Genomic DNA, 20669 nt, shown 5'->3' on the forward strand with positions numbered 1-20669 from the left:
ATCTGGTCGAGGTGGTGATCGGGGCGCGCGCGGTCTCGCAGCGTTTCCTCCAGTTGCAGCTGGGGGCGGGCGACGAGGTGTGCGCGCTGGTCACCGGCAGGCCGACCGTGGTCTCCGGCATGGACAACGATGCCGAGGAGCAGGCCGCCGACCGCGGGGTGCGCTACCGGGTGGTCGTCGAACGGTCCGTCCTCGACCTGCCGCACGGCATCACGGAGCTGTCCGCCGCGCTGGGCCGCGACGAGGAGGTGCGGGTGGTGGACCGGGTGCCGACCAAGCTCGTCGTCGCCGACCGGTCCCAGGCCCTGGTGCCGCTGGCCTCGCCCACCGCGGAACCGGCGGCGCTGGTCGTGCACGCCGGCGGACTGCTGGAACTGCTGACGGGCCTGTTCGAGTCGGTGTGGCGGGACGCGCTGCCGCTCCGCCTCGGCACGCGCGGGATCGCCGAGGGGGAGCCCGACGGCCCCGACCTGGAGGTGCTGTCCCTGCTGCTCGCCGGGATGACCGACGCGAGCGTCGCCCAACAGCTCGGTCTGGGGCTCAGGACCGTACAGCGCCGGGTGAAGCGGCTGATGGAGCTGGCCGGGGTGACGACCCGTCTGCAACTGGGCTGGCGTGCGTACGAGCGGGGCTGGGTGACCCGGAGGTGACCTGGCCGAACCTCTTCCGTCCCTGACCCGGCGGCCCGTTACGACGGCGCCCGCCCTTGCCACTGCTGCGCGTGCGGAGCCGGCCGCTTCCCGGATGCGTGGCCCGTCAAGGGGCGGTGGCTCGGAATCCGATGACCGCGATGTCGTCCCGCTGGTCTTCGACGCGGGTGACCAGGTCGTCGATGAGGTCGGCCAGCGGCAGGGCGCGGGCGTGGGCGGCGCCGGTGTGACGGGCGAACTGCCGGAGGCCGTCGGTGATGTCCTGGCCGGGTACCTCCACGAGTCCGTCGGTGTAGAGCAGGAGCGTGTCGCCGGGAGCGAGCCTCACGTTCCAGTCGGTTCGGGCCAGGCCCGGCGCGACGCAGAGGGGCGGGTCCGCGCCGTTCGGGGTGTACAGGTACCGGGGAGGGGAGGAGGCCGGGACGAGCAGGGGCGGCGGATGACCGGCGTTGGAGAGGACCGCGTTCCAGCCACCTGTCCTGCCCCGGCGGAGTGTTGCGTGTACGGCGGTGACCAGAGGGGCGATGTCGAGCCCTTGGACCACGGAGTCCAGCCTGCTGAGGCTCCGGGCCGGGCTTTCCTGCGCGGTACAGTCGAAAATGATGCCGCGGAGCATGCTGTGCAGTTGGCTCATGGCGGTGGCGGCCGCCAGGTCATGACCGGCGATGTCCCCGATGGTGAGGGTGACGGCCCCGTCAGCCAGACCGAGCGCGTCGTACCAGTCACCGCCGATCTCGGCGGTGGAGCTCGCCGGCCGGTAAGAGGCGGCGAGTTCGGCGCCGGTGACGGCGGGCGGAGCGATCAGCAGGGCGCGTTGGAGCGCCAGCGCAGTGGCGCGTACGGATTGGTGCTCCATGGTGCGGCGCAGCGGACCGGCCATCCGGTCCAGCACCTCCTCCAGGAGGGCAAGTTCGGATTCGCTGGGCGGAGGGTTGCCGTTGCAGGTGGCGGCGGACGCGAGCGCGACCGGTTCACCGTCGATCACGACCGGGATCAGGGTGAGACTCGTGGCCCTGGCCTGCCGCATCCACTCACCGGACAGCCCGGACACCAGGTCATCGGGCGGCCGGCCTTCGGGGAAGACCAGCCGCCTGGCCCGACCCGCGCCGATCGCGCTCTGCGCCAGCGGGCCCAGCTCGAATCCGTCCTTTAGCGGGGGGATCGGGGGCAGGCCGGGGGCGAGTGAGGTACGTCCGCTGGTGGTGGCGTATCCGGCGGCGGGCGGGGCCGCGGACGACAGCTCGTCGGGCCGGCGCAGCAGGAAGACCGCGAAGGCGTCGACCAGTTCCGGTACGACCGCGGCCGCCGCCGCCACGAACACCTCGGACAGGTCGTGGGCCGTCGGGGCCTGAGCCATCCGCGCCAGCATGCGCTCCCGGGTGCGGGCCCACCATTGCTCTTCGGCGTCACGGGTGGTGCCGATCCATTCCAGCAGGGTTCCCTCGCGCAGGACCGGCGCAGCGGTGATCTGCACATGCCGGTAGCGGTCGGGTGGGTCCTGCTCCCGTACTCGGACGAGGGCTTCGAAGAGCGCCGGATCGGCGACGGCCGCCTGCCATTCCCTGGACAGCCGGGGCCGGTCCTTCGGGTGTACGGCGTCCAGCCAGGTCTGCCGGGAGCCGGGGTACCAGAGCCGTCCGGTCGGGTCGGCGGGGTTGAGCGCCAGCAGGCTGAGCTCACCGTCGAGGGCCATCCGCCACACGATCTGCCGGGATGCGGCGAGCAGGGTCTCATAGCGACGCAGTGCCTGACGCGCTTCCCTGCCCGCCGTGTCAGTCCCGGAGTCCGTGCCGGTGTCCGTGCCGGTGTCCGGCAGGGGGGTGGCCAGGATCAGCACCGCGGGCCCCTGCCGTGCCACCACCGGGGTACAACTCACCACGCAGGCGCGAACGGACTGATCCTCGGACCCCGGCTCCACCGTAGTGATCAGTGGATCGGCCGGCACGGTCGGCCGTTCCTCGTGCCGGGCCCGGTCCAGCGCCCCTCTCAGCGGTGCGAACCGGGAGCCGGGGAGAGCGTCGCCCACGTCCAGGCCCGGCTTCCATCCGCCGAACAGCTCCCGGAAGGCCTTGTTCCGCTCGATCAGCCGGTGCCGGTCGCCGGTGGTCAGCGCCGCACCGGTCGGGATGCGGTGGAGACTCCTGAGATCCAGTTCGGGGCCGGTGGAACGGGGTGCGTTGTGCCTCACCCGGAGATCTCTGCCCAGCCCCGCCCGGTTCCTCCCGGTGAGCACCCCCGGATCCCTCACCGGGAGGAACGCCGCCGAACCGGCGCCCGTTCTCGCCGCCGACGCCTTGAGAGACCCCGTACCGTACCTCTGTCCACGAGATACTCGTGACCAGAGCACGAGTCGGCGTTAGCAGATAAGAGTGCAGGCGATGCTGGTGAAGGCCAGGTAGTGGCTGGCTTTGCGCTCGTAGCGGCGGTGCAGGCGTCGGCATCCGGCGAGCCACGCCATTGTCTGTTCGATGGTCCAGCGGCCCCAGCCTCTGCCTGGGGTCCGTGCCTTTACGGGCAATCCGTGGGGTGATGCCACGGGCGCGTAGCCATCGCCGCAGGTGGTTGTAGTCGTAGCCCTTGTCGCCGTGAAGCTTGCCCGGCCTGCGCCGCCGCCGGCCACGGCGGGAACGGATCGGCGTGCCCTGCGCCAGTGGGATCAAGCCGGCCGCCCCCCTGCGGGCGAGTAGGCGCCTCAGGAACCACCCGCTGGAACAACTCCCACAGCTCATCCGGCACCAGCCGCTCAACGATCCCCACACCGGCAGGCTATCGAACACTCCAAATGAGATGACCTGTTATGCGCCTGCGGGGGAGGCGAACATGGTCGCGATCGCCTCCGCGCGGCGACCCCGCTCCCGTAGCCGACGAGGGCGGCGCCCTGGGATTCCAATGCCTCCGCCGGACTCTCGAAGGCGACGACGGCGGCACGGCGCACGCCGCCTTCCTCGACTTCCACGGCGGCGATCACCCGCGGATCACACTCTCTTGAGGGGTGCCCCCGCCGGGTCAACACGCTCGACCACGGCGCCGCCGCCGCGCTCGGATCCCGGTCACAGGGCAGTGCCGAGGGCACCGACCGGACGGTGCTGGCCGAGCCGGCCGAGCTGACGGCGGCCGCCCGAGACCCCGCAGGTCATGCCGGGGTGCCGTTCCAGTGAGTCGGGACGATGCGATGCCGGTGGCCGGTGCCGTTGATCACCGCGCCAACCAGCTCCAATGTCCCGGCAGCCATCGACAGATCACTGACGGATCACCGATGATCACCGACAGATCACCGATGGATCACCGACCCACCACCGACACCGGCCGGCACCGGCACCGGCACCGGTCCACCGGCGGCCGGTCGCCCCGCCGAGGACGGGCCATGCGCGCACGCCGTGTGGCGAGGTGCCGGACGGACGGCGAGACTGGAGCGAGCGGCACCTGATGATGGGTGGGCCATGCACAGCGTTGAGGAAACGATCGAGGTCGCGGTCCCGGTGCGCACCGCGTACAACCAGTGGACGCAGTTCAAGAGCTTCCCCCGGTTCATGACCACGGTGAAGAAGGTCGATCAGATCAGACCGGCCCTCACCTCGTGGACCATCGCCGTCGGACCGTTGCGTGGCGAGTTCGAGGCCGAGATCGTGGAGCAGGAGCCCGACTCCCACCTGGTCTGGCGCAGTCTCGATCAGCGTCCCGCCCACCGGGGTGAGGTGTCGTTCAAGCCATCGGCGGAAGGCCGCACGGCGGTCACCGTGCGGTTGGAGGTCGCGCCGCGCGGCGCCGCCGGCCTGCTCGCCGGCGTCCCGAAGCTGGCCGGTCGAGTGGTGCGCGGAGAGCTGCGGCGCTTCAAGGAGTACATCGAGGGGCTGGGACAGGAGAGCGGGGCCTGGCGGGGCACCATCCGCAACGGCCGCCTACGGCGTGCGGAACCGGAACAGCAGGTGAGCGGCGTGCCCGTCTGGCCCGTCGGCTGATCCCCCGGGGACAGCGGGAGCGAGAGGCGATCCGATGAAGAAGGCGCCCGGCGAGGAGCCGAACGAAGCTCTGACCGTGACTCCGCCCAAGGAGTGGGCCGCGGGCGTGTCCGCGGTGGTGCACGCGCTGGAGTACTCCCTGGAGGAGACGTCTCCCCGGCGCGCCGGGGAGATGCTGCTGGCCATGAACCAGGTGGACGGCATCGACTGCCCCGGCTGCGCGTGGGCGGATCCCGCGCCGGGCCACCGGCACCGCAGCGAGTACTGCGAGAACGGCGCCAAGCACATCAACGACGAGGCGACGACGCGGCGCGTCACCGCCGACTTCTTCCGCGCACACCCGGTCGCCGAGCTGGCTCGGCGCTCCGACGCGTGGCTGAACCAGCAGGGCCGGCTGACCGAGCCGATGGTCAAGCGGCCGGGCTCGGACTTCTACGAGCCGATCAGCTGGAACGACGCCTTCGGGCTGATGGCCGAAGAGCTGACCTCGCTCGACTCCCCCGACGAGGCCGTCTTCTACACCTCGGGCAGGGCCGGCAACGAGGCCGCGTTCGTGCTGCAGCTGTTCGCCCGGGCGCTGGGCACCAACAATCTGCCCGACTGCAGCAACATGTGTCACGAGTCCAGCGGCTACGCCCTGCACGAGACGCTGGGCACGGGCAAGGGGACGGTCAGCCTCCACGACCTGCACCACGCCGACCTGATCTTCCTGGTGGGGCAGAACCCCGGGTCCAACCATCCGCGGCAGCTGTCCGCGCTGGAGCAGGCCAAGCGGAACGGCGCCCGCATCATCGCGGTCAACCCGCTGCCGGAGGCCGGGCTGCGACGGTTCAAGAACCCGCAGAAGCCCCGCGGGCTGATCGGGCAGGGCATCCAGATCGCCGACCGGTTCCTGCACATCCGCACCGGTGGGGACCTGGCCCTGTTCCAGGGGATCAACCGGCTGCTGCTGGAGGCCGAGGACGCCCGGCCGGGCGAGGTACTGGACCGTGACTTCATCCGCACCGACACCGCCGGCTTCGAGGAGTTCGCCGAGCACGTCCGCGGCGTCGACTGGAGCGACATCCTCGCCGCGACCGGCCTGACCCGCGAGGAGATCGAGCACGTCCGCGACGAGGTGCTGCGCAGCGAACGCGTCATCGTCTGCTGGGCCATGGGGATCACCCAGCACAAGCACGCCGTCCCCACCGTCCGGGAGATCGTCAACTTCCTGCTGCTGCGCGGGAACGTCGGCAGGGCGGGCACCGGCGCCTGCCCGGTGCGCGGGCACAGCAACGTGCAGGGCGACCGCACGATGGGCATCTGGGAGCGGATGCCGGCCTCCTTCCTCGACGCCCTGCGGCAGGAGTTCGGCTTCGACCCGCCGCGCGGCCACGGACTGGACTCGGTGAACGCGATCAAGGCGATGCGCGAGGGCCGTGTCAGGTTCTTCCTCTGCCTGGCCGGCAACTTCGTCCGGGCCGCTCCGGACAGCACGGTCACCGAGGCGGCGGTGCGCACCTGCCGGCTGACCGCCCACATCTCCACCAAGCTCAACCGGTCCCACACCGTGTGCGGTGACACCGCGCTCATCCTGCCCACCCTGGGCCGCACCGAGCGGGACGTGCAGGCGAGCGGGGAGCAGTTCGTGACCGTGGAGGACTCGATGAGCGAGGTGCACACCTCCCGCGGGCGGCTGCGGCCGGCCTCCGCGCTGCTGCTCAGCGAGGTCGCCATCCTGAGCCGGCTGGCCCGCCGCACCCTCGGCGGAACGCCCGACATCCCCTGGGAGCAGTTCGAGGCCGACTACGGCGCGATCCGCGACCGCGTCTCCCGTGTCGTCCCGGGGCTGCACGACTACAACCGGCGCGTGACCCGTCCCGGTGGTATCCCGCTGACGAACCCGGTCAACGAGGGCGTGTACTCCAACGCCGTCGGCAGGGCACTGTTCACCCGCAACACCTGTGAGGTGCTGCGAGCGCCCGAGGGACACCTGCTGCTGCAGACCCTGCGCTCCCACGACCAGTGGAACACCGTCCCCTACACGTCCGACGACCGCTACCGGGGCATCCACGGAAGCCGCCGGGTGGTGCTCGTCAACCCGGCCGACGTGGCCGAACTCGGCCTGGCGGCCGGGCAGAACGTCGACCTGGTCAGTGTCTGGTCCGACGATGTCGGGCGCCGCGTCGAGGACTTCCGCGTGGTCCCGTACCCGACGGCACGGGGCTGCGCCGCCGCGTACTACCCCGAGACCAACCTGCTGGTCCCCCTGGAAAGCGTGGCCGAGGAGAGCAACCAGCCGACGTCGAAGGAGATCGTGGTCCGTCTGGAGCCCGCGGTACCCCGGCCGGACGGCTCCCGGGGCTGATCTGTCGGCGCCGGCCCGGGCATCGCGCCGGTCTTGGCGCGGTGCGGCGGTGATCACCGCCGTAGGAGCGGTCCACCACCTCCTGCCTGCCGGCGCACACCCGTACGCCCTCGTAGCGCTCCGCGGCCCGGTCAGCCGTACACCGCCACGCGGTAGAGAGCCGCGAGCGCGTCGTCGATGGGGTGGGGCTGCGGCACGCCCGCGGAGTCGAGCCTGTTCCACCTCTGCAGGTTCACCGCGACGGACAGCTGCCGCTTGCCGTCGGCACGGGTCATGGCCAGCGCGCCGGCACCCCAGACCGTGCCGCCATGGCCCCAGAAGGTGCCCTGCCCGGGAGCCTCCATCGGGTGCAGGCCGAGGCCGTAGTCGATCGTCCTTCCCTCCTGGGAGACGACCGGGACGGTGCGCTGCATCTGCGCCAGCGACGACGGGCTGACGATCTCGCCGGCGAGCAGCATGCGGAAGAAGCGGTTGAGGTCCGCGACGGTCGATATCAGCGAGCCCGCCGGCCCCACCCATGACATGTCGTAGACGCTGTAGTCACGCGGCGGGTCGATCATCTGGAACCACGCCTCGTACATCTGCGAGTGCGGCCCGGTGACGTACGGTCCGTCGGGGAGTTCGGTGTCCCGGAGCCCGGCGCGTTCGATGACGTTCCGGGTGATGTACCGCTCGGCCGTCGTGCCGGTCACCTGTTCCAGGAGTTCGCCGAGGAGCAGGTAGTTGGTGTTGGAGTACACCCCCGGAGTGCCGCCCGGGGCGCCGACGGCAGGTGCGGTGACCCCCATCTCGATCAGTTCGGTGGGGTGGAAGCGCGTGAGCCGGTGGTCGTCCAGGCTCTGGGGCCCGGTGTCCGCGAGGGCGGGGAGCGCCTTGAGGGAGGGGTAGGCGAAGGGGAGGTACTCGGCGAGGCCGCTGGTGTGGTTGATCAGCATCCGGACCGTGATCGCGGCACCGCGTTCTCCGGGAACCAGCCTCGGAAGGTACCGGCCGATCGGCTCGTCGAGACCGATCCGACCGTTCTCGACCTGCTGCAGGACCGCTGCGGCGGTGAAGGTCTTGGTGATGCTGCCGACGCGGTGCCGCATGTCGGCGGTGACCGGGCGTCCGGTGGCGACATCGGCGACCCCGGCGGCGCCGCGCCAGACCTGGTCGCCGTCACGCACCTCGGCGAACAGGCCCGGCACCCCGGCGCGGTGGATGTTGTCCACGGCGGCGTTCAGCTCCGCGGAATTCAGTGAGTTGCTCATGACATGCGTCCTTTCGTCTTTCCCGGGGTGGGCTTCACGTAGGTGGCCCGACCCGGGTCAACAGGGCACGAGTGGCACGCCGGGGCCGCCCGGCACGCTCATGTCCTCATTATGCACGCGGTGCGTGCAACACCAAGTGCATGGGTTAGGCTGAGTCTTGGCGAGAGGGGTGAGGATGGCAGGCCGAAGGCGCTGGTCGACCGAGGAGATCCTGGATGCGGCGGCGGAGCTGCTGCGCACGGGCGACGCCGAGTCGTTCAGCGTGCGCAAACTCGCCGCTGCGCTCGGGACCGACTCCTCCAGCCTCTACCGGCACTTCCGCAGCAAGACCGAACTGCTGCGGGCGGTCGCCGACCGGATCCTCATGGCCGCCATGGACGGCTACCGCCCCGAGGGCGACTGGAAGCGGCGCATCACGGCCCTCGCCCTGCGCGTGAGGGAGGCCTTCGGCCAGCAGCCCCAGCTCGCCGCGGTCTGGGGACGCTACGCGTCAAGCGGCACCGGTTCCCGGCTGGTCATGGAAGAGGTGCTGCAGGCCCTGCGCGCGTCGGGACTGCCCGACCAGGAGATCCCGGCGCGCTACCACCGGATCGCGGTCCTCATCGCCGCTTTGATCGCCTCCGAGGCCGGGGTCAGCGCCATCACCCCGGAGGAGCACGAACAGGGCATGGAGCTGTTCCGCGTCGCGGTACTCGGCGCCGACCCCGAACGTTTCCCCGCCCTGGCCCGCTTCGCCCGCGACGTCCGCCCTCTCGGAGCGGACCGCCACGCCGCGTTCGAGGAGATCCTCGCCGCCCACCTCGCCCACATCGAGGCCGCGATCCGCCCGGGCTAGTTGTTCACAGTTGTTCGGTCCGCACAGGTCCGCGCAGGTCCGCACAGGTCCGCCGGGTCGCTCAGGCAGCGGCGGCAAGGGGGCGTCCGCCCCAGCGGATGCCCTTCTCGCTGCGGATGCGGGCGCGTTCCTCGCGTGCGGCGGCCAGGACGGCAGTCCCGTGGATCGGCGGTCACCGGGCCCCTGTCGGCGGGTGGCCGGACCTCCTGCCTTCGTCCCTCTTGGGCGCTCATCGGCTACGCGCGGGCACGGGCGCAAGGTGCGTCACGGACCCGTCGGCTCGTCGGCGCAGAACAGTTCCACGCCGTCGTGCGTGGTCGCCGCCGGCAGGCCGCTGCGTTCCACCGGGACGACTCGCAGGCGTTGACCGGGCCGGACGGCCACGAGCGCCCCTCGGGTGGTCAGGGTCTTGTGGACGACGGTCGGCCCGCCGTGCGGTCCCGGTCCGTGCTTCTCGATGCGCAGGGAGTCGACCGCCTCGCTCACCAGGAGTTCGTACAGGCGGATCAGTTCCCCTCCGTCCTCGTCGTCGGCGCCGCCTGTGAAGACGCGGGACTCGGATTCCGAGAGGACCGTCATCGCGGCGCCGGACAGGACGGCCTCGGCCGACGCGGGGTCGTTCGGATCAAAGCCGACGAACTCTCCGGACAGGTGTTCCGCTTCCGTCCAGCGGCCGTCCGCCCCCTTGAGGGAGTAGTACAGCTCGCTGGCGACGAACCCGTCGTCCCTGCGGTGGAGCAGGAGGACGAAGCCGAGGTCGCCGTCGGTCCAGAGGTCGGCGGCGACGGGGCCGTGGCCGAGGCCCAGCGGGTGCGGGTCTCGCGGCCCTCGGGCGAGCGCTTCGGCCGCGATGCCGGCCATGCTCTTCTTCTTCACCGCACGTACCGGGTCGAGAGGCTCCACGAGTTCCTCGACGGCGACGGCAACGAGGCGCGCGGGTGCTTCACCGTCCAGCAACGCGCTCACGTAGTCGACGGCCTCCGCGGGCGAGAGCACAGGCAGCCTCTGGCGCAGTGTCCGCACAGCGTGCAGGTGCCCGCGTGTGGCGGCGACTCCGCGGAGCGCATCGTGTAGATCGTCTACCGCGGTGCGCACCGGCAGCCCGCGTATCCGGGCCCGGTAGTCGGCCTCCCACTCTCCGGTTGCCGCGGAGACGACGCCGATCCGGTGCAGTCCGCCGTCGACACGGTCGACCAGGTACGGCCCGTTGCCAACCAGCATGAGCTCCGAGTCGCGAGTGCGTACGAACTCCTCGGACTGCCAGGAGACGATCCACACCAGCTCGTGCTCCTCTACGTCGACCACAGCCATGCGCATCGCGTCCACACCCGCGGTCCGCCACTTGTGACAGTCGCGCTCCAGCTGCTCTTCGACAGCCTGAACTGCGGCTTCTCGATCGATCACGCGTTCAGCATCCCGTACGGCCCCCTTCTCGGCCAGCGAATTCGTACGGCCCGGACCCGCTACGAGGGGCCTGACGGATCTTCTGGCCCTGGAGGCCGGCGTGCACACCGGCCGGGCGGCCATCGCCGCCGCCGCGCACACCGCGGTGCCGTCCGTCAACGGCCGCCCGCGCCGGCCGCCCGCGCCGGACGCCCGGGGGCTGACGCCGACCCAGAGCTGACTGGCGAGCCGCGGCTACGTGGTGGTCACCGTGGACCACACCCATGAGACCACTCCGGTGGAGTTCCCGGGCGGCCGCGTCGAGGTGCAGAAGGAGCCGATGACCGGAGCCGAGACGGTCAAGAAGGCTGTCGACACCCGGGTACGCGACACCCGTTTCGTCCTTGACCAGCTTGCCGTGCTGCGGGCCGGCCGCAACCCCGATGCCGAGGGGCGCCGTCTGCCCCGTGGGCTGGGCGGGGTGCTCGACCTGGACCGGATCGGAATGTACGGCCACTCGGCCGGGGGTATCACCGCGGCCGAGACCATGCGCGCGGACCGTCGCATCGACGCGGGCATCAACATGGACGGCGCGCTCCAGTACAGCAGCACCGCATTCCTCCCTGTGGCCTTGGAAGGGCTCGACCGCCCGTTCATGCTCATGGGCAAGGCGCTACTCCGAAGTGCGCTTCGTCGGATGAGTGTGGCGGCCTCGGCAATGGTGCGGCATCGTGCCGCCGCCGGCGTGCGCCCGCGGCCGGTGGCGCAGGCGAGGAACATCCCGATCCCGCAGTTCTCCGTGCGTCCGGCAGCCACGGCAAACACCGTGCGGTACTGCGGCATTGCCCTTCACCCCCCGCTTCCAGGCCGCTGAAACCATCGTGAAACCGCGCTGAATGCGCCCTGCCGCAACCTCTGCGGCATGACGTCAACGACATCGCACTCACTCGCCATCGCGGCCAAGGGACTGCGCAAGGCATACGGGGGCAAGACGGTCCTCGACGGTATCGACCTGGCGGTGCCGGCCGGCACGATCTTCTCCCTGCTCGGGCCGAACGGCGCCGGCAAGACCACCGCCGTCAAGATCTGCTCCACCCTCGTCACCGCCGACGCCGGCACCGTGCGCGTCGGTGGCCACGACCTCGCCGCCGACCCGCAGGCCGTGCGGGCCGCGATCGGCGTCACCGGGCAGTTCTCCGCCGTCGACGGCCTGATCACCGGCGAGGAGAACATGCTCCTCATGGCGGACCTGCACCACCTCTCCCGCGGCGAGGGACGGCGGGTCGCCGCCGAACTCCTGGAGCGGCTGGACCTGGTGGACGCCGCCAAGAAGCCCGCCTCCACCTACTCCGGCGGCATGAAGCGCCGCCTCGACATCGCCATGACCCTGGTCGGCCGCCCGCGGATCATCTTCCTCGACGAGCCCACCACCGGCCTCGACCCCCGCAGCCGCCACACCATGTGGCAGATCATCCGCGAGCTGGTCACCGGCGGCGTCACCGTCTTCCTCACCACCCAGTACCTGGACGAGGCAGACGAACTCGCCGACCGCATCGCGGTGCTCAACGACGGCAGGATCGCCGCCGAGGGCACCGCCGACGAGCTGAAACGGCTGATCCCCGGCGGCCACGTCCGGCTCCGCTTCACCGACCCGGCCGCGTACCGGAGCGCCGCCTCCACCCTGCGCGAGGTCACCCGGGACGACGAAGCGCTGTCCCTGCGCATCCCCAGCGACGGCAGCCAGCGCGAGCTGCGCTCCCTCCTCGACCGGCTGGACTCCGCCGGCGTCGAGGCGGACGAACTGACCGTGCACACCCCCGACCTCGACGACGTGTTCTTCGCCCTGACCGGCCCGGCCGGCGTCGCCGACCAGCCCAAGGAGAACGTCCGATGAGCTCCCTCTCCCTCGCCGTCCGCGACTCGAACACGATGCTGCGCCGCAATCTGCTGCACGCGTGGCGCTACCCGTCCGGAACCCTGAACCTGCTGCTCACGCCGATCATGCTGCTGCTGCTCTTCGTCTACGTCTTCGGCGACGTGATGAGCGCGGGCATCGGCGGCGGCGGCGCCGACCGCTCCGATTACATCGCCTACATCGTCCCGGGCATCCTGATGATGACCATCGGCAGCACCGTGATCGGGGCCGCGGTGTACGTCTCCATGGACATGAGCGAGGGCCTCATCGCCCGCTTCCGCACGATGGCGGTCTACCGCGGCTCTGTGATCGTCGGGCACGTCGTCGGCAGCGTGCTCCAGTCGATCGCCAGTGTGGTACTCGTCGGTGCTGTCGGCGTGGCCATCGGCTTCCGGTCCACGGACGCCACGGCCCTGGAGTGGCTGGCGGCGTTCGGGCTGCTCGTGCTGTTCGCCACGGCGCTCACCTGGATCGCGGTCGGGATGGGCATGGCCAGCCCGAACCCCGAGGCGGCCAGCAACAGCGCGATGCCGCTGATCCTCCTGCCGCTCATCTCGAGCGCCTTCATCCCGGCCGACACGATGCCGGGCTGGTTCCAGCCGATCGCCGAGTACCAGCCCTTCACACCCGCCATCGAGACCCTGCGCGGCCTGCTCCTCGGCACCGGGATCGGCCACAACGGGTGGATCGCGATCGCCTGGTGCGTCGGCCTGACCGCGCTCGGCTACCGCTGGTCGACGGCGTTGTTCAACCGCGACCCGGAATGAGTGCGCGGGCCGCTTCCCGCAACTCGTCCCGCTCCAGGGCGGCGTACTCCGACACCGCGTCGGCGTACGCCGCCCTGTCGGCGTCCTGGGCCGCCTTCCGGGCGCGTTCCGCCGACATCGTCGGCTGGTAGTCGCGCAGCACCCGCAGCCGTTCGGCGAGCGCGATCATCCGTACGGCGGCGGCGTCACCGGAGGCGAGCCCCGCCATGCCGAGGGCGTGCAGCACCGTCCCGAACAAGGTGAGTTCCATGGGCGAGCGGGACGGACCGCGGAGCAGGGTCCGCAGCCCCTGCCGCAGCCGGTCGACCGGCTCCGCGACCAGCTCGAGGCGGCCGGCATGCGCGTGTGCCGTCACCGCCGCCGACTGGATCTGCAGCACCCACCGGTCGAAGAAGGGATCGCCGCTGTACATCGAACCGGCCTCGGCCGCCCCCGCCACGGCGCCGCGCCACAGGCCGAGCCCGGCCTCCGTCAGTCCGCGGGCGAGCGCGATCTCGGCGCGGCCGCCGAGGTCGGCGCTGTCGGAGCCGTCCTGCCGGGTGTTGGCGTCCTCCGCCTGCCGCAGCCAGTACTCGGCCTCGTCGGGGTCGCCGCGCTGCAGGCAGGCGAGGACGAGGCCCGAGCGGACGCCGATGGTGTCGTGCTCGTCGCCGAGCCGCGGCAGCGCCTCGAGCGCCGCCTTGAGGTGCCCGTACGCGGCCTCGCCCCGTTCCGTCTGCAAGCAGAGCTGGCTCAGCCTGGAGTGGCCCATGACCTGGAGGAACGGATTGTCGACCGGCGCCAGTGCGGCGATGGTCCGGCGAGCCGAGGCGAGCGCCCGGTCGATGTCGTGCTCCGACTCCCAGACGTAGGAGGCGACGCACTCGGCGACGCCGGCGAGCAGCGGCTGTTCGCTGTCGCAGAGGTTTTGCAGCACGTCGTAGTCGGGAGGCAGCATCTCGGGGACCGCGCTGAGCACTGCCGCGGTGGCGCGCAGCAGCGTGTCCGGCGGGGCCGGGGGCAGCCGCCGGAGGGTGACGAGCTGACGTACGACGTGCGGGCCGTAGCCCATGAACAAGCTCGCCGTGCACAACACCGCGGCGGCGCGGGCGACTTCGACGTATGCGGGCTCGGGGTGGTAGTGCGACAGCAGCGGGCCGGTGTCCGCGGCGAGGGCGGCGAGGCGGAGATAGTTGGAGTCGGTGGACCACAGGGCGGCGAGGACGGCGGTGAGGGCGGCCGTGGTGGGGCCGTCCGTACGGGCCAGGGCGTGCCGCAGGGCCGACACGAGGTTGTCCTGCTCGGCCCTGATCCGCTCCCAGGCGGCCAGCGGTTCCGAGCCGAAGAACCAGTCGTGGTAAGCGGTCCCGAAGTCGCGCGCCCAGGCGAGGAACCGGCCGATGGCCTCGTCTTCCTCGCCCGCCTCCGCGCGCCGGGCCGCGCTGAACTCCCGTACGCTCTCCAGCATCCGGAACCGCACGCCGACCGGGGTGTCGGCGACGGTGAGCAGCGACTGGTCGGCCAGCTGCTCCAGCAGGAACAGCGCGTCCTCGCCGAGGACCTGCTCCGCCGCCTCGCCGGAGAAGCCACCGGGGAAGACGGACAGCATGCGCAGCGCGACCCTGGCGTCCTCCGCGAGCAGGTTCCAGCTCCACTCCACGACCGCGTGCAGCGTGCGGTGGCGCTCCGGCACGTCCCGCGCCCCGCCCCGCAGCAGCGCGAACCGGTCGCCGAGGCGGCGGGCGATGTCCGGCACCGACAGCACCCGCACCCGCGCCGCGGCCAGTTCCACGGCGAGCGGCAGCCCGTCGAGGTGGCGGCACAGCTCGGCCACCGCGCCCGACGGCAGCTCCACGCCCGGCCGGGCGGCCCGGGCCCGCTGCGTGAACAGCTCGATGGAGAAGTCGAGACCGAGCTCGGGCAGCGCGTACACCGCCTCCGACGTGAGGTCCAGCGGGGCCCGGCTGGTGGCGAGCACCCGCAGGTCCTTCGAGGACGAGACCAGGGCGTGTACGAGGTCGGCGGCGCCCCGGACGACCTGTTCGCAGTTGTCGAGGACCAGCAGAGCGGGCCCGGAGCCGAGCACGCCGAGGATGCCGGACACCGGGTCGGCCGGGGCGTGGCCGCTCATGGCGCCGGGCCGTCCCTCGCCCGCGCCGAGCGCGGAGGCCACCTCCGCGGCCACGTCCTCGTCCGCGGTGACGCCGGCGAGCGGCACGAAATGCACCACGCGCTGCTCGGCCCGGCGGCTGACGGCGTGCGCGAGGCGGGTCTTGCCGAGGCCGCCGGGGCCGACGACGGTGACGGCGCGGGAGGCGCGCAGCAGCAGCCGCACCGCCGCGATGTCGTCGTCCCGGCCGAGGAGCGGGTTCGGCTCGTGCGGCACGCCGTGCCTGACCACAGGCGCCTCGCCGCTCAGCAGCTCCCGCTGTACGGCCTTGAGCCCGGCGCCCGGATCCGTGCCGAGCTCGTCGCGCAGCTCACGGCGGTAGGCCTCGTACCGTGTCAGCGCGGCGGACGGGCCCGCCGTGGCCGCCTGGCCGCGCAGCAGTTCGGCGAGCACCTCCTCGTCGCGCGGATGCTCCGAGGCGGCCACGGCCAGCGGCCCGGCCGCCTCGGCGTGCCGCCCGAGGCGGGCGAGCGCGAGCGCACGCGCGCGTACGAGCGTGCCGCGCACGGGGGCGCGCTCGGCGCGCAACGCGGTGACGGGGTCGTCGCTGTCGCCGCCCCCGTCCGTGGTCCCCTCCCACAGTGCGAGCCCGGCCTCGGCCGCGGCCAGCGATCCGGCGTGGTCCCCGGCCCTGGCCCGGTGCGCGCCGGCGGCGGCGTGCAGCAGCAGGGCGGAGCTGTCGACCTGGTCCTCGGCGAGACCGAGCCGGTATCCGGTCGGCGTGCTGAGGAGGACGTCGGCGCCCAGTTGCGCACGCGCCCTGGACACGAGGACCTGTAGCGCCTTTCCCGGCCGCTCCGGCAACTCGTCCGGCCACAGCCCCGCCACGAGCCGCTCGGTGCTGCAGCCCGTGCGCAGGTCGCCCGCGAGCAGTGCGAGGAGGGCGCGGAGCCGGGGCGCGGTGACCTCGTGTCCGCGGTAGGCGACACGCGGCAGCAGGGTCAGGTCGGTGGTCACCCGTGCAGATTAGCCAAGGCCCGCCGCCGGAACGCCCCACCGGGGGCCGACCCCCGACGGGCCGGGGCGCTGAGGCCTCCTGGCGGGTGCCGACCCCCGACCGGCCGAAGCCCCGAGCCTCCTGGCGGGTGCCGACCCCCGACCGGCCGAAGCCCCGAGCCTCCTGACGGGGGACGCCGGGACCGGCCCGCTCGTGGGCGGCGGGGGCTTCACCGGGCTGTGGACGGCCCTGCGCGCCGGTGAACGCCGCCGGGCACGTGCGTGCTCCTCATCGAGGTTGACCGGGTGTCGCCGAGCACGCTCCCGGAGGCAACGGCGGCGGCTGCGAGCGAGCTGCTCGGGCCGGCTGACGCTGCGGAGGCAGGGACCCGGTGGGGGTGGTCCGGGCGGTGCCGGGGACGGGGTTCGACGCCCGCCCAGTCGTGGATCCGCAGGCCGTGCGCACCGTTGCCGCGGGAGCGTCGCCTCCCTCTCCGGCGGGGCGGGTCGGTGATCGGGTCGCGGCCGGGATGATCGGGTGCGCCGCGTCGGTCACCACCATTGCCGTCGGTAACCCGCCTCGCTATGTTAATTGGAAATCACATAGCTCAGCATGATCGGAAACTCGGTGTTAACGCAACGGGCAAGCCAGGAGCGCCACATAGCGCTGTCTGCCTCATCAGGGAAGCAGGTAAGTCAATGGAGAACCTCAGCAGGAGAAGGGCTCTGTCGCTCGGTGTCGCACTCGGCCTCGCAGGCCTGGCGAACCCCGCCCAGGCGTGGGCGTCGACGGACTCCGTGACGGGAGCCGCCGCGGGGACCGGTCCGGAGTGGATCTGGGACGACGCGGCGGACCCTCTGATGGTTTCGATGCTCGAGAACGGACACGTGCCGGCGATCAACACCGCATGGGCGTCGTGGGTGAACAACAACGATCCGCTGCCCAGCGGCGTGCCGGCCGCGTTCGCCACGTACCTGGGGCAGGTCAACCGGCTGCCCTCCTGGGCCGACCCCGCCAAGCTGGCCCGCGCGGCCGACTTCAACCGGCGCAGGGACACGTACCTCTTCATGCTGTACGGCCTCGGCAGCGGGATCATGAGCACCGTGATCCCGCGCGAGGCCAAGAGCGTCTACTGGTCCGCGGGTGGCGCCGACATGCAGGACCGCGCGGCCAAGACGTTCACGTTCGGCTACGACCTGTCCCAGCTGAAAGCCTTCGAGCCGACGGGACAGTTCGTCGTCACCGCCAACAAGACGCGCGTGGTGCACGCCGCGGTGCGTCACCTGCTGCCGCAGTCGCCGCACTGGCGGGCGGTCGCCGACGAGACCATCCCGATCAGCGCCGCCGACATCCTGGTCACCTTCCACAGCCTGGGCACCTACGTATACCGGAAGCTGCTCGACTGGAAGATCCCGTTCCCGGCCGCGGACCAGGAGGCGTTCCTGCACTCGTGGCAGGTCGCCATCCACCTGCTCGGTGTGCCGTACGAGCACATCCCCAAGACGTGGGCGGCCGCCGAGAAGCAGTCGGCACAGGTGCTCACCCCGATCCTCACGCCGTCGACCGAGGGCATCGCACTGGCCGAGGAACTGCTCGGCCTGACCGCACAGATCGACCTCGGCGTCACGCGCGGGTTCCTGAACGAGTTCGTGCGCTACGTCCTCAGTGACGAGGTCGGCGACTGGCTGGGACTGGAGCGCGACTACGCGTCGGCGGCCCTGGTCCGCACCGCATGGCCGGCGTTCATCCTGTTCCGTGAGGGGCTGTCGCCCGTCATGCCCGGCACCTTCTACATGTTCGACCAGTTCGTGCGCGCCCTGGCCATGCTGTTCCTCAACAAGGGCTCCTCCGGGACCACCACCCCCATCACGATCCCCACCGGGAACAGGGCGGGCTGAGCCGTCGATCCCGTTCTCACCTGCCCGCCCCGCGGCAGATCGGGCCGAGGGGCGGGCATCAGGGTGACTCCCGCACCAGCCGCTTCACGGTGCGGCGCCCGCCGCTTCACGGTGCGGCGCCTCGTCGCCGCCGGGTCGCGACGGCCGTTCAGAGCCCCAGAGCGCCCAGGACCAGAGCGGTCACGGCGTCACGGTTGCCATGGCTGTCCCGCCACCGCAGTCCGCGTCCGGCCTCGACCACCACGCCGAACCCCGCGTGCACCAGTACCCGGGCCTGGCGCGGGTCCAGCTCCGGGCGGGCCAGCCGCAGCTGCTGCTCCCAGACGGCGATGTGTTCACGCTGTGCGACGACCAAGGACCGCCGCAGGTCGGCCGGCAAGCCGGCGAGCTCGGCTTCGGCGACGCTGTTGAGCGCGGTGTGCTCGAAGCTGTAGGCCACGTACGTCGCCGCCAGCGCGACGACGGCGTCGTGCGGGCCGGCCACCTCGTGAAGACTCTGGTCCACCCCCTGGGCCAGCAGTGCCGCCGCCTGAAGGCAGGCCGCCGCCAGGATGTCGACCTTGCCCGGGTAGTGACGGTAGAGCGCGGACGGGGCCAGTCCCACCGCCTCCGCGATCTGTCCGTTGGTGACGCTGGCGAACCCGTCCCGTGCGAACAGCGGGATGGCGGCCGCGAGGATCTCCGCGCGTCGCGTGCGCGGCACCGGCTGGGCGGGCAGTTCGACGGGGCGTGCGTCCCTCCGGGCTGCCGCGGGATCGGTCGCGGCCACGCGCAGCGCTGATGCCGACAGCAGGTCCTCGGCCCGGCGTTGAGCGATCGAGGTGTGGTGCATCGTGATGGACCCGATCACACCGAGGGCTGCCACGGCCCGCAGGCGCTCGTCGGGCAGTGCGTACTCGCGCTGCACCGCCTCGTCGACCCGCCCGACGACGTGACCGAACTTCGCCCTGAGACGTCGGCGGTCCTCGCCGTTGAGGTACCGGGCCTCCCATCGGTACACGCCGCCCGATGCGCGGTGCGCGACGGTGACCCGGGTGACGGCGGTGAGCACGTCCGTCAGGGGTGCCCCGGGCGGCACCTCGTCGAGCGCGGCGACGAGTCCGTCCGCCATGACGTCGGCGCACTCGGCGAACAGCGCGTACTTGTTCGGGAAGTGCCGGTACAGGGCCGCCGCGGTGATACCCACGTCGGCGGCGATCTTCTCCATGGACGCCGCGTGGTAGCCGCGCTCGCTGAAGACCCGGCCGGCCGCCTCGACGATGAGCTGCCTGCGGTTGCGGGGCCGAGTGGCGGCGGTCGGACCGGCGGTCACGGCCGAACGGGCGGATGCGGAGACGGGACCATGCGGGTCAGTCAATCACACGTGGCTCGAAGGTCCTGGGCTCCTGGGGCGCGGACTGCGCGGGAGGCGAAGACGGACTCCAGGGCGGCAAGGTGCTGGAGCGTTCTCCCGCGGGCGCTCCGCACTGATCGGGGCCGGCGGAGGAGTGTGCGGCGGGCGGAGGGCGAGCCCGCGGCCCTCGCCATGGACGTGAAGTCGGACGCCGTCCTCGTCGGGTCGCGCCGACGGGCGACGAGGAGCGACCCGCCGGGCGCCGAGGCCCCCGCCCTCCGGCGGCCTCGGTGGCGCCGTGCCCTCAGCGGCCGCCCGCGCCCAGCGCCCGTGCCGTCCGCACGAACACCTCGTGCAGGTCCTGCGCGGCCTGGGGCACGGAGTCCGCCCGGCGTCGGCGCAGCATCAGCAGCACCCGGGTCGTCTCCCCGCTGATCGGCCGGTAGGTGAGGGCGCCGCGCCGCTCCAGCGGGTCACCGGCCACGCTGAAGTCGGGCAGGACCGTCGCCCCCAGCCCCTCGGCCACCATGAGTTTGCCCATCTCCGCCCCGTCGGTGGAGTACGCGAACGAGGGCGCGCGTCCGTCGAGGAGCCGGTGCACGTAACGATGCATCACATACCCCGAGCGCATCCCGATCAGGGGTACGCCGAGCAGGTCGTCCACCGACACCGACGGCCCGGCCGCCAGCGGGCTGTCGGGCCGTACGCACACCACCGGCCGCCCCCGCAGCAGTTCGGTCGACTCGAACTCCGCGGGCATGTCGTCACCCGCCAGGTGGTTCACCAGCCCCAGGTCGAAGCCCCCCTCCAGCAGCGTCCGGTGGATGTCGGTCTGCTGGGCCGCCACCACCTCGACCTGGGTGACGGGATGCGAGGCGCGGAACGTCCGCACCGCCGGGATGAGCAGCGGCACGGTCGCCGCGTTCACGGTGCCGACGCGCACCATCCGGCTGATGCGGTGCTGCTCGCCCGCCGCCGCGCGCAGCCGGTCCACCGCGTCCAGCACCCCGATGATGTGGGGCAGCAGCTCACGCCCCGACGCGCTCATCGTGGCGCCGGAGCGCTTGCGCTCCAGCAGGTCCACGCCCAGCTCGCGCTCCAGGTTCCGCACGGTCTCGCTCAACGCGGGCTGCGACAGGCGCAGTTCCTCGGCGGCCCGGCGCAGCGAACCGAGCCGGGTGACCGCCGCTATGTATTCCAGCTGTTCTGTCCGCACGCCCGAAGAATGCGGGCACATTCACCACCT

14 protein-coding genes and 1 pseudogene are annotated in these 20669 nt (G+C 72.0%); 8 read left to right on the plus strand and 7 right to left on the minus strand.

From position 1 onward, the window contains the following. The coding region (locus ACFV9M_RS30440; RefSeq protein WP_385102583.1) for a helix-turn-helix transcriptional regulator at positions 1 to 650 on the plus strand (650 nt) is incomplete at its 5' end. Positions 651 to 756: 106 nt separating this feature from the next. Here the strand turns inward: ACFV9M_RS30440 and ACFV9M_RS30445 are convergent. Together ACFV9M_RS30445 and ACFV9M_RS30450 are read right to left on the minus strand one after the other, a co-directional pair. Continuing rightward, positions 757 to 2838 carry a SpoIIE family protein phosphatase gene (locus tag ACFV9M_RS30445; RefSeq protein WP_385067930.1) on the minus strand — a complete coding sequence of 694 codons (2082 nt, stop codon included), beginning with the start codon at positions 2836 to 2838 and terminating at the stop codon, positions 757 to 759. A gap of 168 nt (positions 2839 to 3006) precedes the next feature. Next, positions 3007 to 3274: pseudogene (locus ACFV9M_RS30450) on the minus strand (transposase); the annotation flags it as partial. Between the two features lie 816 nt (positions 3275 to 4090). On the opposite strand from ACFV9M_RS30450, the gene ACFV9M_RS30455 reads away from it, so the two are divergent. Next, positions 4091 to 4609, plus strand: coding sequence for an SRPBCC family protein (locus ACFV9M_RS30455; protein WP_385067928.1), 519 nt, complete (start codon positions 4091 to 4093; stop codon positions 4607 to 4609). Between the two features lie 34 nt (positions 4610 to 4643). Beyond that, positions 4644 to 6956 carry an FdhF/YdeP family oxidoreductase gene (locus ACFV9M_RS30460; protein ID WP_385067925.1) on the plus strand — a complete coding sequence of 771 codons (2313 nt, stop codon included), beginning with the start codon at positions 4644 to 4646 and terminating at the stop codon, positions 6954 to 6956. Positions 6957 to 7087: 131 nt separating this feature from the next. Here ACFV9M_RS30460 and ACFV9M_RS30465 read toward each other — a convergent pair whose 3' ends face one another. Next, positions 7088 to 8206: a serine hydrolase domain-containing protein gene (locus ACFV9M_RS30465; RefSeq protein ID WP_385067924.1), complete on the minus strand. Its 1119-nt coding sequence runs from the start codon at positions 8204 to 8206 to the stop codon at positions 7088 to 7090. A gap of 175 nt (positions 8207 to 8381) precedes the next feature. Between ACFV9M_RS30465 and ACFV9M_RS30470 the strand changes: the two genes are divergently transcribed. Further along, positions 8382 to 9041 (plus strand): TetR/AcrR family transcriptional regulator, encoded by a 660-nt coding sequence (locus ACFV9M_RS30470; RefSeq protein WP_385067921.1) that lies wholly within the window; start codon positions 8382 to 8384, stop codon positions 9039 to 9041. Between the two features lie 264 nt (positions 9042 to 9305). Here ACFV9M_RS30470 and ACFV9M_RS30475 read toward each other — a convergent pair whose 3' ends face one another. Next, entirely contained in the window at positions 9306 to 10445 is a 1140-nt protein-coding gene (locus ACFV9M_RS30475) for a YrhB domain-containing protein (RefSeq protein WP_385067919.1), read from the minus strand. A gap of 250 nt (positions 10446 to 10695) precedes the next feature. Between ACFV9M_RS30475 and ACFV9M_RS30480 the strand changes: the two genes are divergently transcribed. The 3 genes from ACFV9M_RS30480 to ACFV9M_RS30490 are packed head-to-tail and all read left to right on the plus strand — an operon-like array spanning position 10696 to position 13106. After that, a complete protein-coding gene (locus ACFV9M_RS30480) occupies positions 10696 to 11298 on the plus strand; it encodes a hypothetical protein (RefSeq protein ID WP_385067916.1) in 603 nt (200 codons plus the stop codon). A gap of 48 nt (positions 11299 to 11346) precedes the next feature. Next, positions 11347 to 12318 carry an ATP-binding cassette domain-containing protein gene (locus ACFV9M_RS30485; RefSeq protein WP_385067914.1) on the plus strand — a complete coding sequence of 324 codons (972 nt, stop codon included), beginning with the start codon at positions 11347 to 11349 and terminating at the stop codon, positions 12316 to 12318. Continuing rightward, the gene (locus ACFV9M_RS30490; RefSeq protein WP_385067911.1) at positions 12315 to 13106 is read left to right on the plus strand and encodes an ABC transporter permease; all 792 of its coding nucleotides are present in this window, start codon (positions 12315 to 12317) and stop codon (positions 13104 to 13106) included. Before ACFV9M_RS30485 ends, ACFV9M_RS30490 begins: the two co-directional genes overlap by 4 nt. On the opposite strand, the gene ACFV9M_RS30495 is transcribed toward ACFV9M_RS30490, so the two are convergent. After that, on the minus strand, positions 13087 to 16212 hold the full coding sequence (locus tag ACFV9M_RS30495; RefSeq protein ID WP_385067909.1) for an ATP-binding protein: 3126 nt from the start codon (positions 16210 to 16212) through the stop codon (positions 13087 to 13089). The genes ACFV9M_RS30490 and ACFV9M_RS30495 overlap by 20 nt on opposite strands. A 678-nt stretch (positions 16213 to 16890) precedes the next feature. On the opposite strand from ACFV9M_RS30495, the gene ACFV9M_RS30500 reads away from it, so the two are divergent. After that, positions 16891 to 18090 carry an oxygenase MpaB family protein gene (locus tag ACFV9M_RS30500; RefSeq protein WP_385067906.1) on the plus strand — a complete coding sequence of 400 codons (1200 nt, stop codon included), beginning with the start codon at positions 16891 to 16893 and terminating at the stop codon, positions 18088 to 18090. Positions 18091 to 18238: 148 nt separating this feature from the next. On the opposite strand, the gene ACFV9M_RS30505 is transcribed toward ACFV9M_RS30500, so the two are convergent. Continuing rightward, positions 18239 to 19402, minus strand: coding sequence for a TetR/AcrR family transcriptional regulator (locus ACFV9M_RS30505; protein WP_385067904.1), 1164 nt, complete (start codon positions 19400 to 19402; stop codon positions 18239 to 18241). 325 nt (positions 19403 to 19727) lie between these two features. After that, complete coding sequence (locus ACFV9M_RS30510) at positions 19728 to 20639, minus strand: LysR family transcriptional regulator (RefSeq protein ID WP_385067902.1); 912 nt, start codon at positions 20637 to 20639, stop codon at positions 19728 to 19730. Positions 20640 to 20669: the final 30 nt, after the last annotated feature.

This window comes from Streptomyces sp. NPDC059895 (assembly GCF_042731035.1).
Lineage (GTDB): Bacteria > Actinomycetota > Actinomycetes > Streptomycetales > Streptomycetaceae > Streptomyces.

Bases quoted from the DNA above. Each gene is read 5' to 3' on its own strand.
- ACFV9M_RS30460 (WP_385067925.1), top strand. From the start codon at position 4,644: ATGAAGAAGGCGCCCGGCGAGGAGCCGAACGAAGCTCTGACCGTGACT.
- ACFV9M_RS30455 (WP_385067928.1), top strand. From the start codon at position 4,091: ATGCACAGCGTTGAGGAAACGATCGAGGTCGCGGTCCCGGTGCGCACC.
- ACFV9M_RS30490 (WP_385067911.1), top strand. From the start codon at position 12,315: ATGAGCTCCCTCTCCCTCGCCGTCCGCGACTCGAACACGATGCTGCGC.
- ACFV9M_RS30465 (WP_385067924.1), bottom strand. From the start codon at position 8,206: ATGAGCAACTCACTGAATTCCGCGGAGCTGAACGCCGCCGTGGACAAC.
- ACFV9M_RS30500 (WP_385067906.1), top strand. From the start codon at position 16,891: ATGGAGAACCTCAGCAGGAGAAGGGCTCTGTCGCTCGGTGTCGCACTC.
- ACFV9M_RS30485 (WP_385067914.1), top strand. From the start codon at position 11,347: ATGACGTCAACGACATCGCACTCACTCGCCATCGCGGCCAAGGGACTG.
- ACFV9M_RS30470 (WP_385067921.1), top strand. From the start codon at position 8,382: ATGGCAGGCCGAAGGCGCTGGTCGACCGAGGAGATCCTGGATGCGGCG.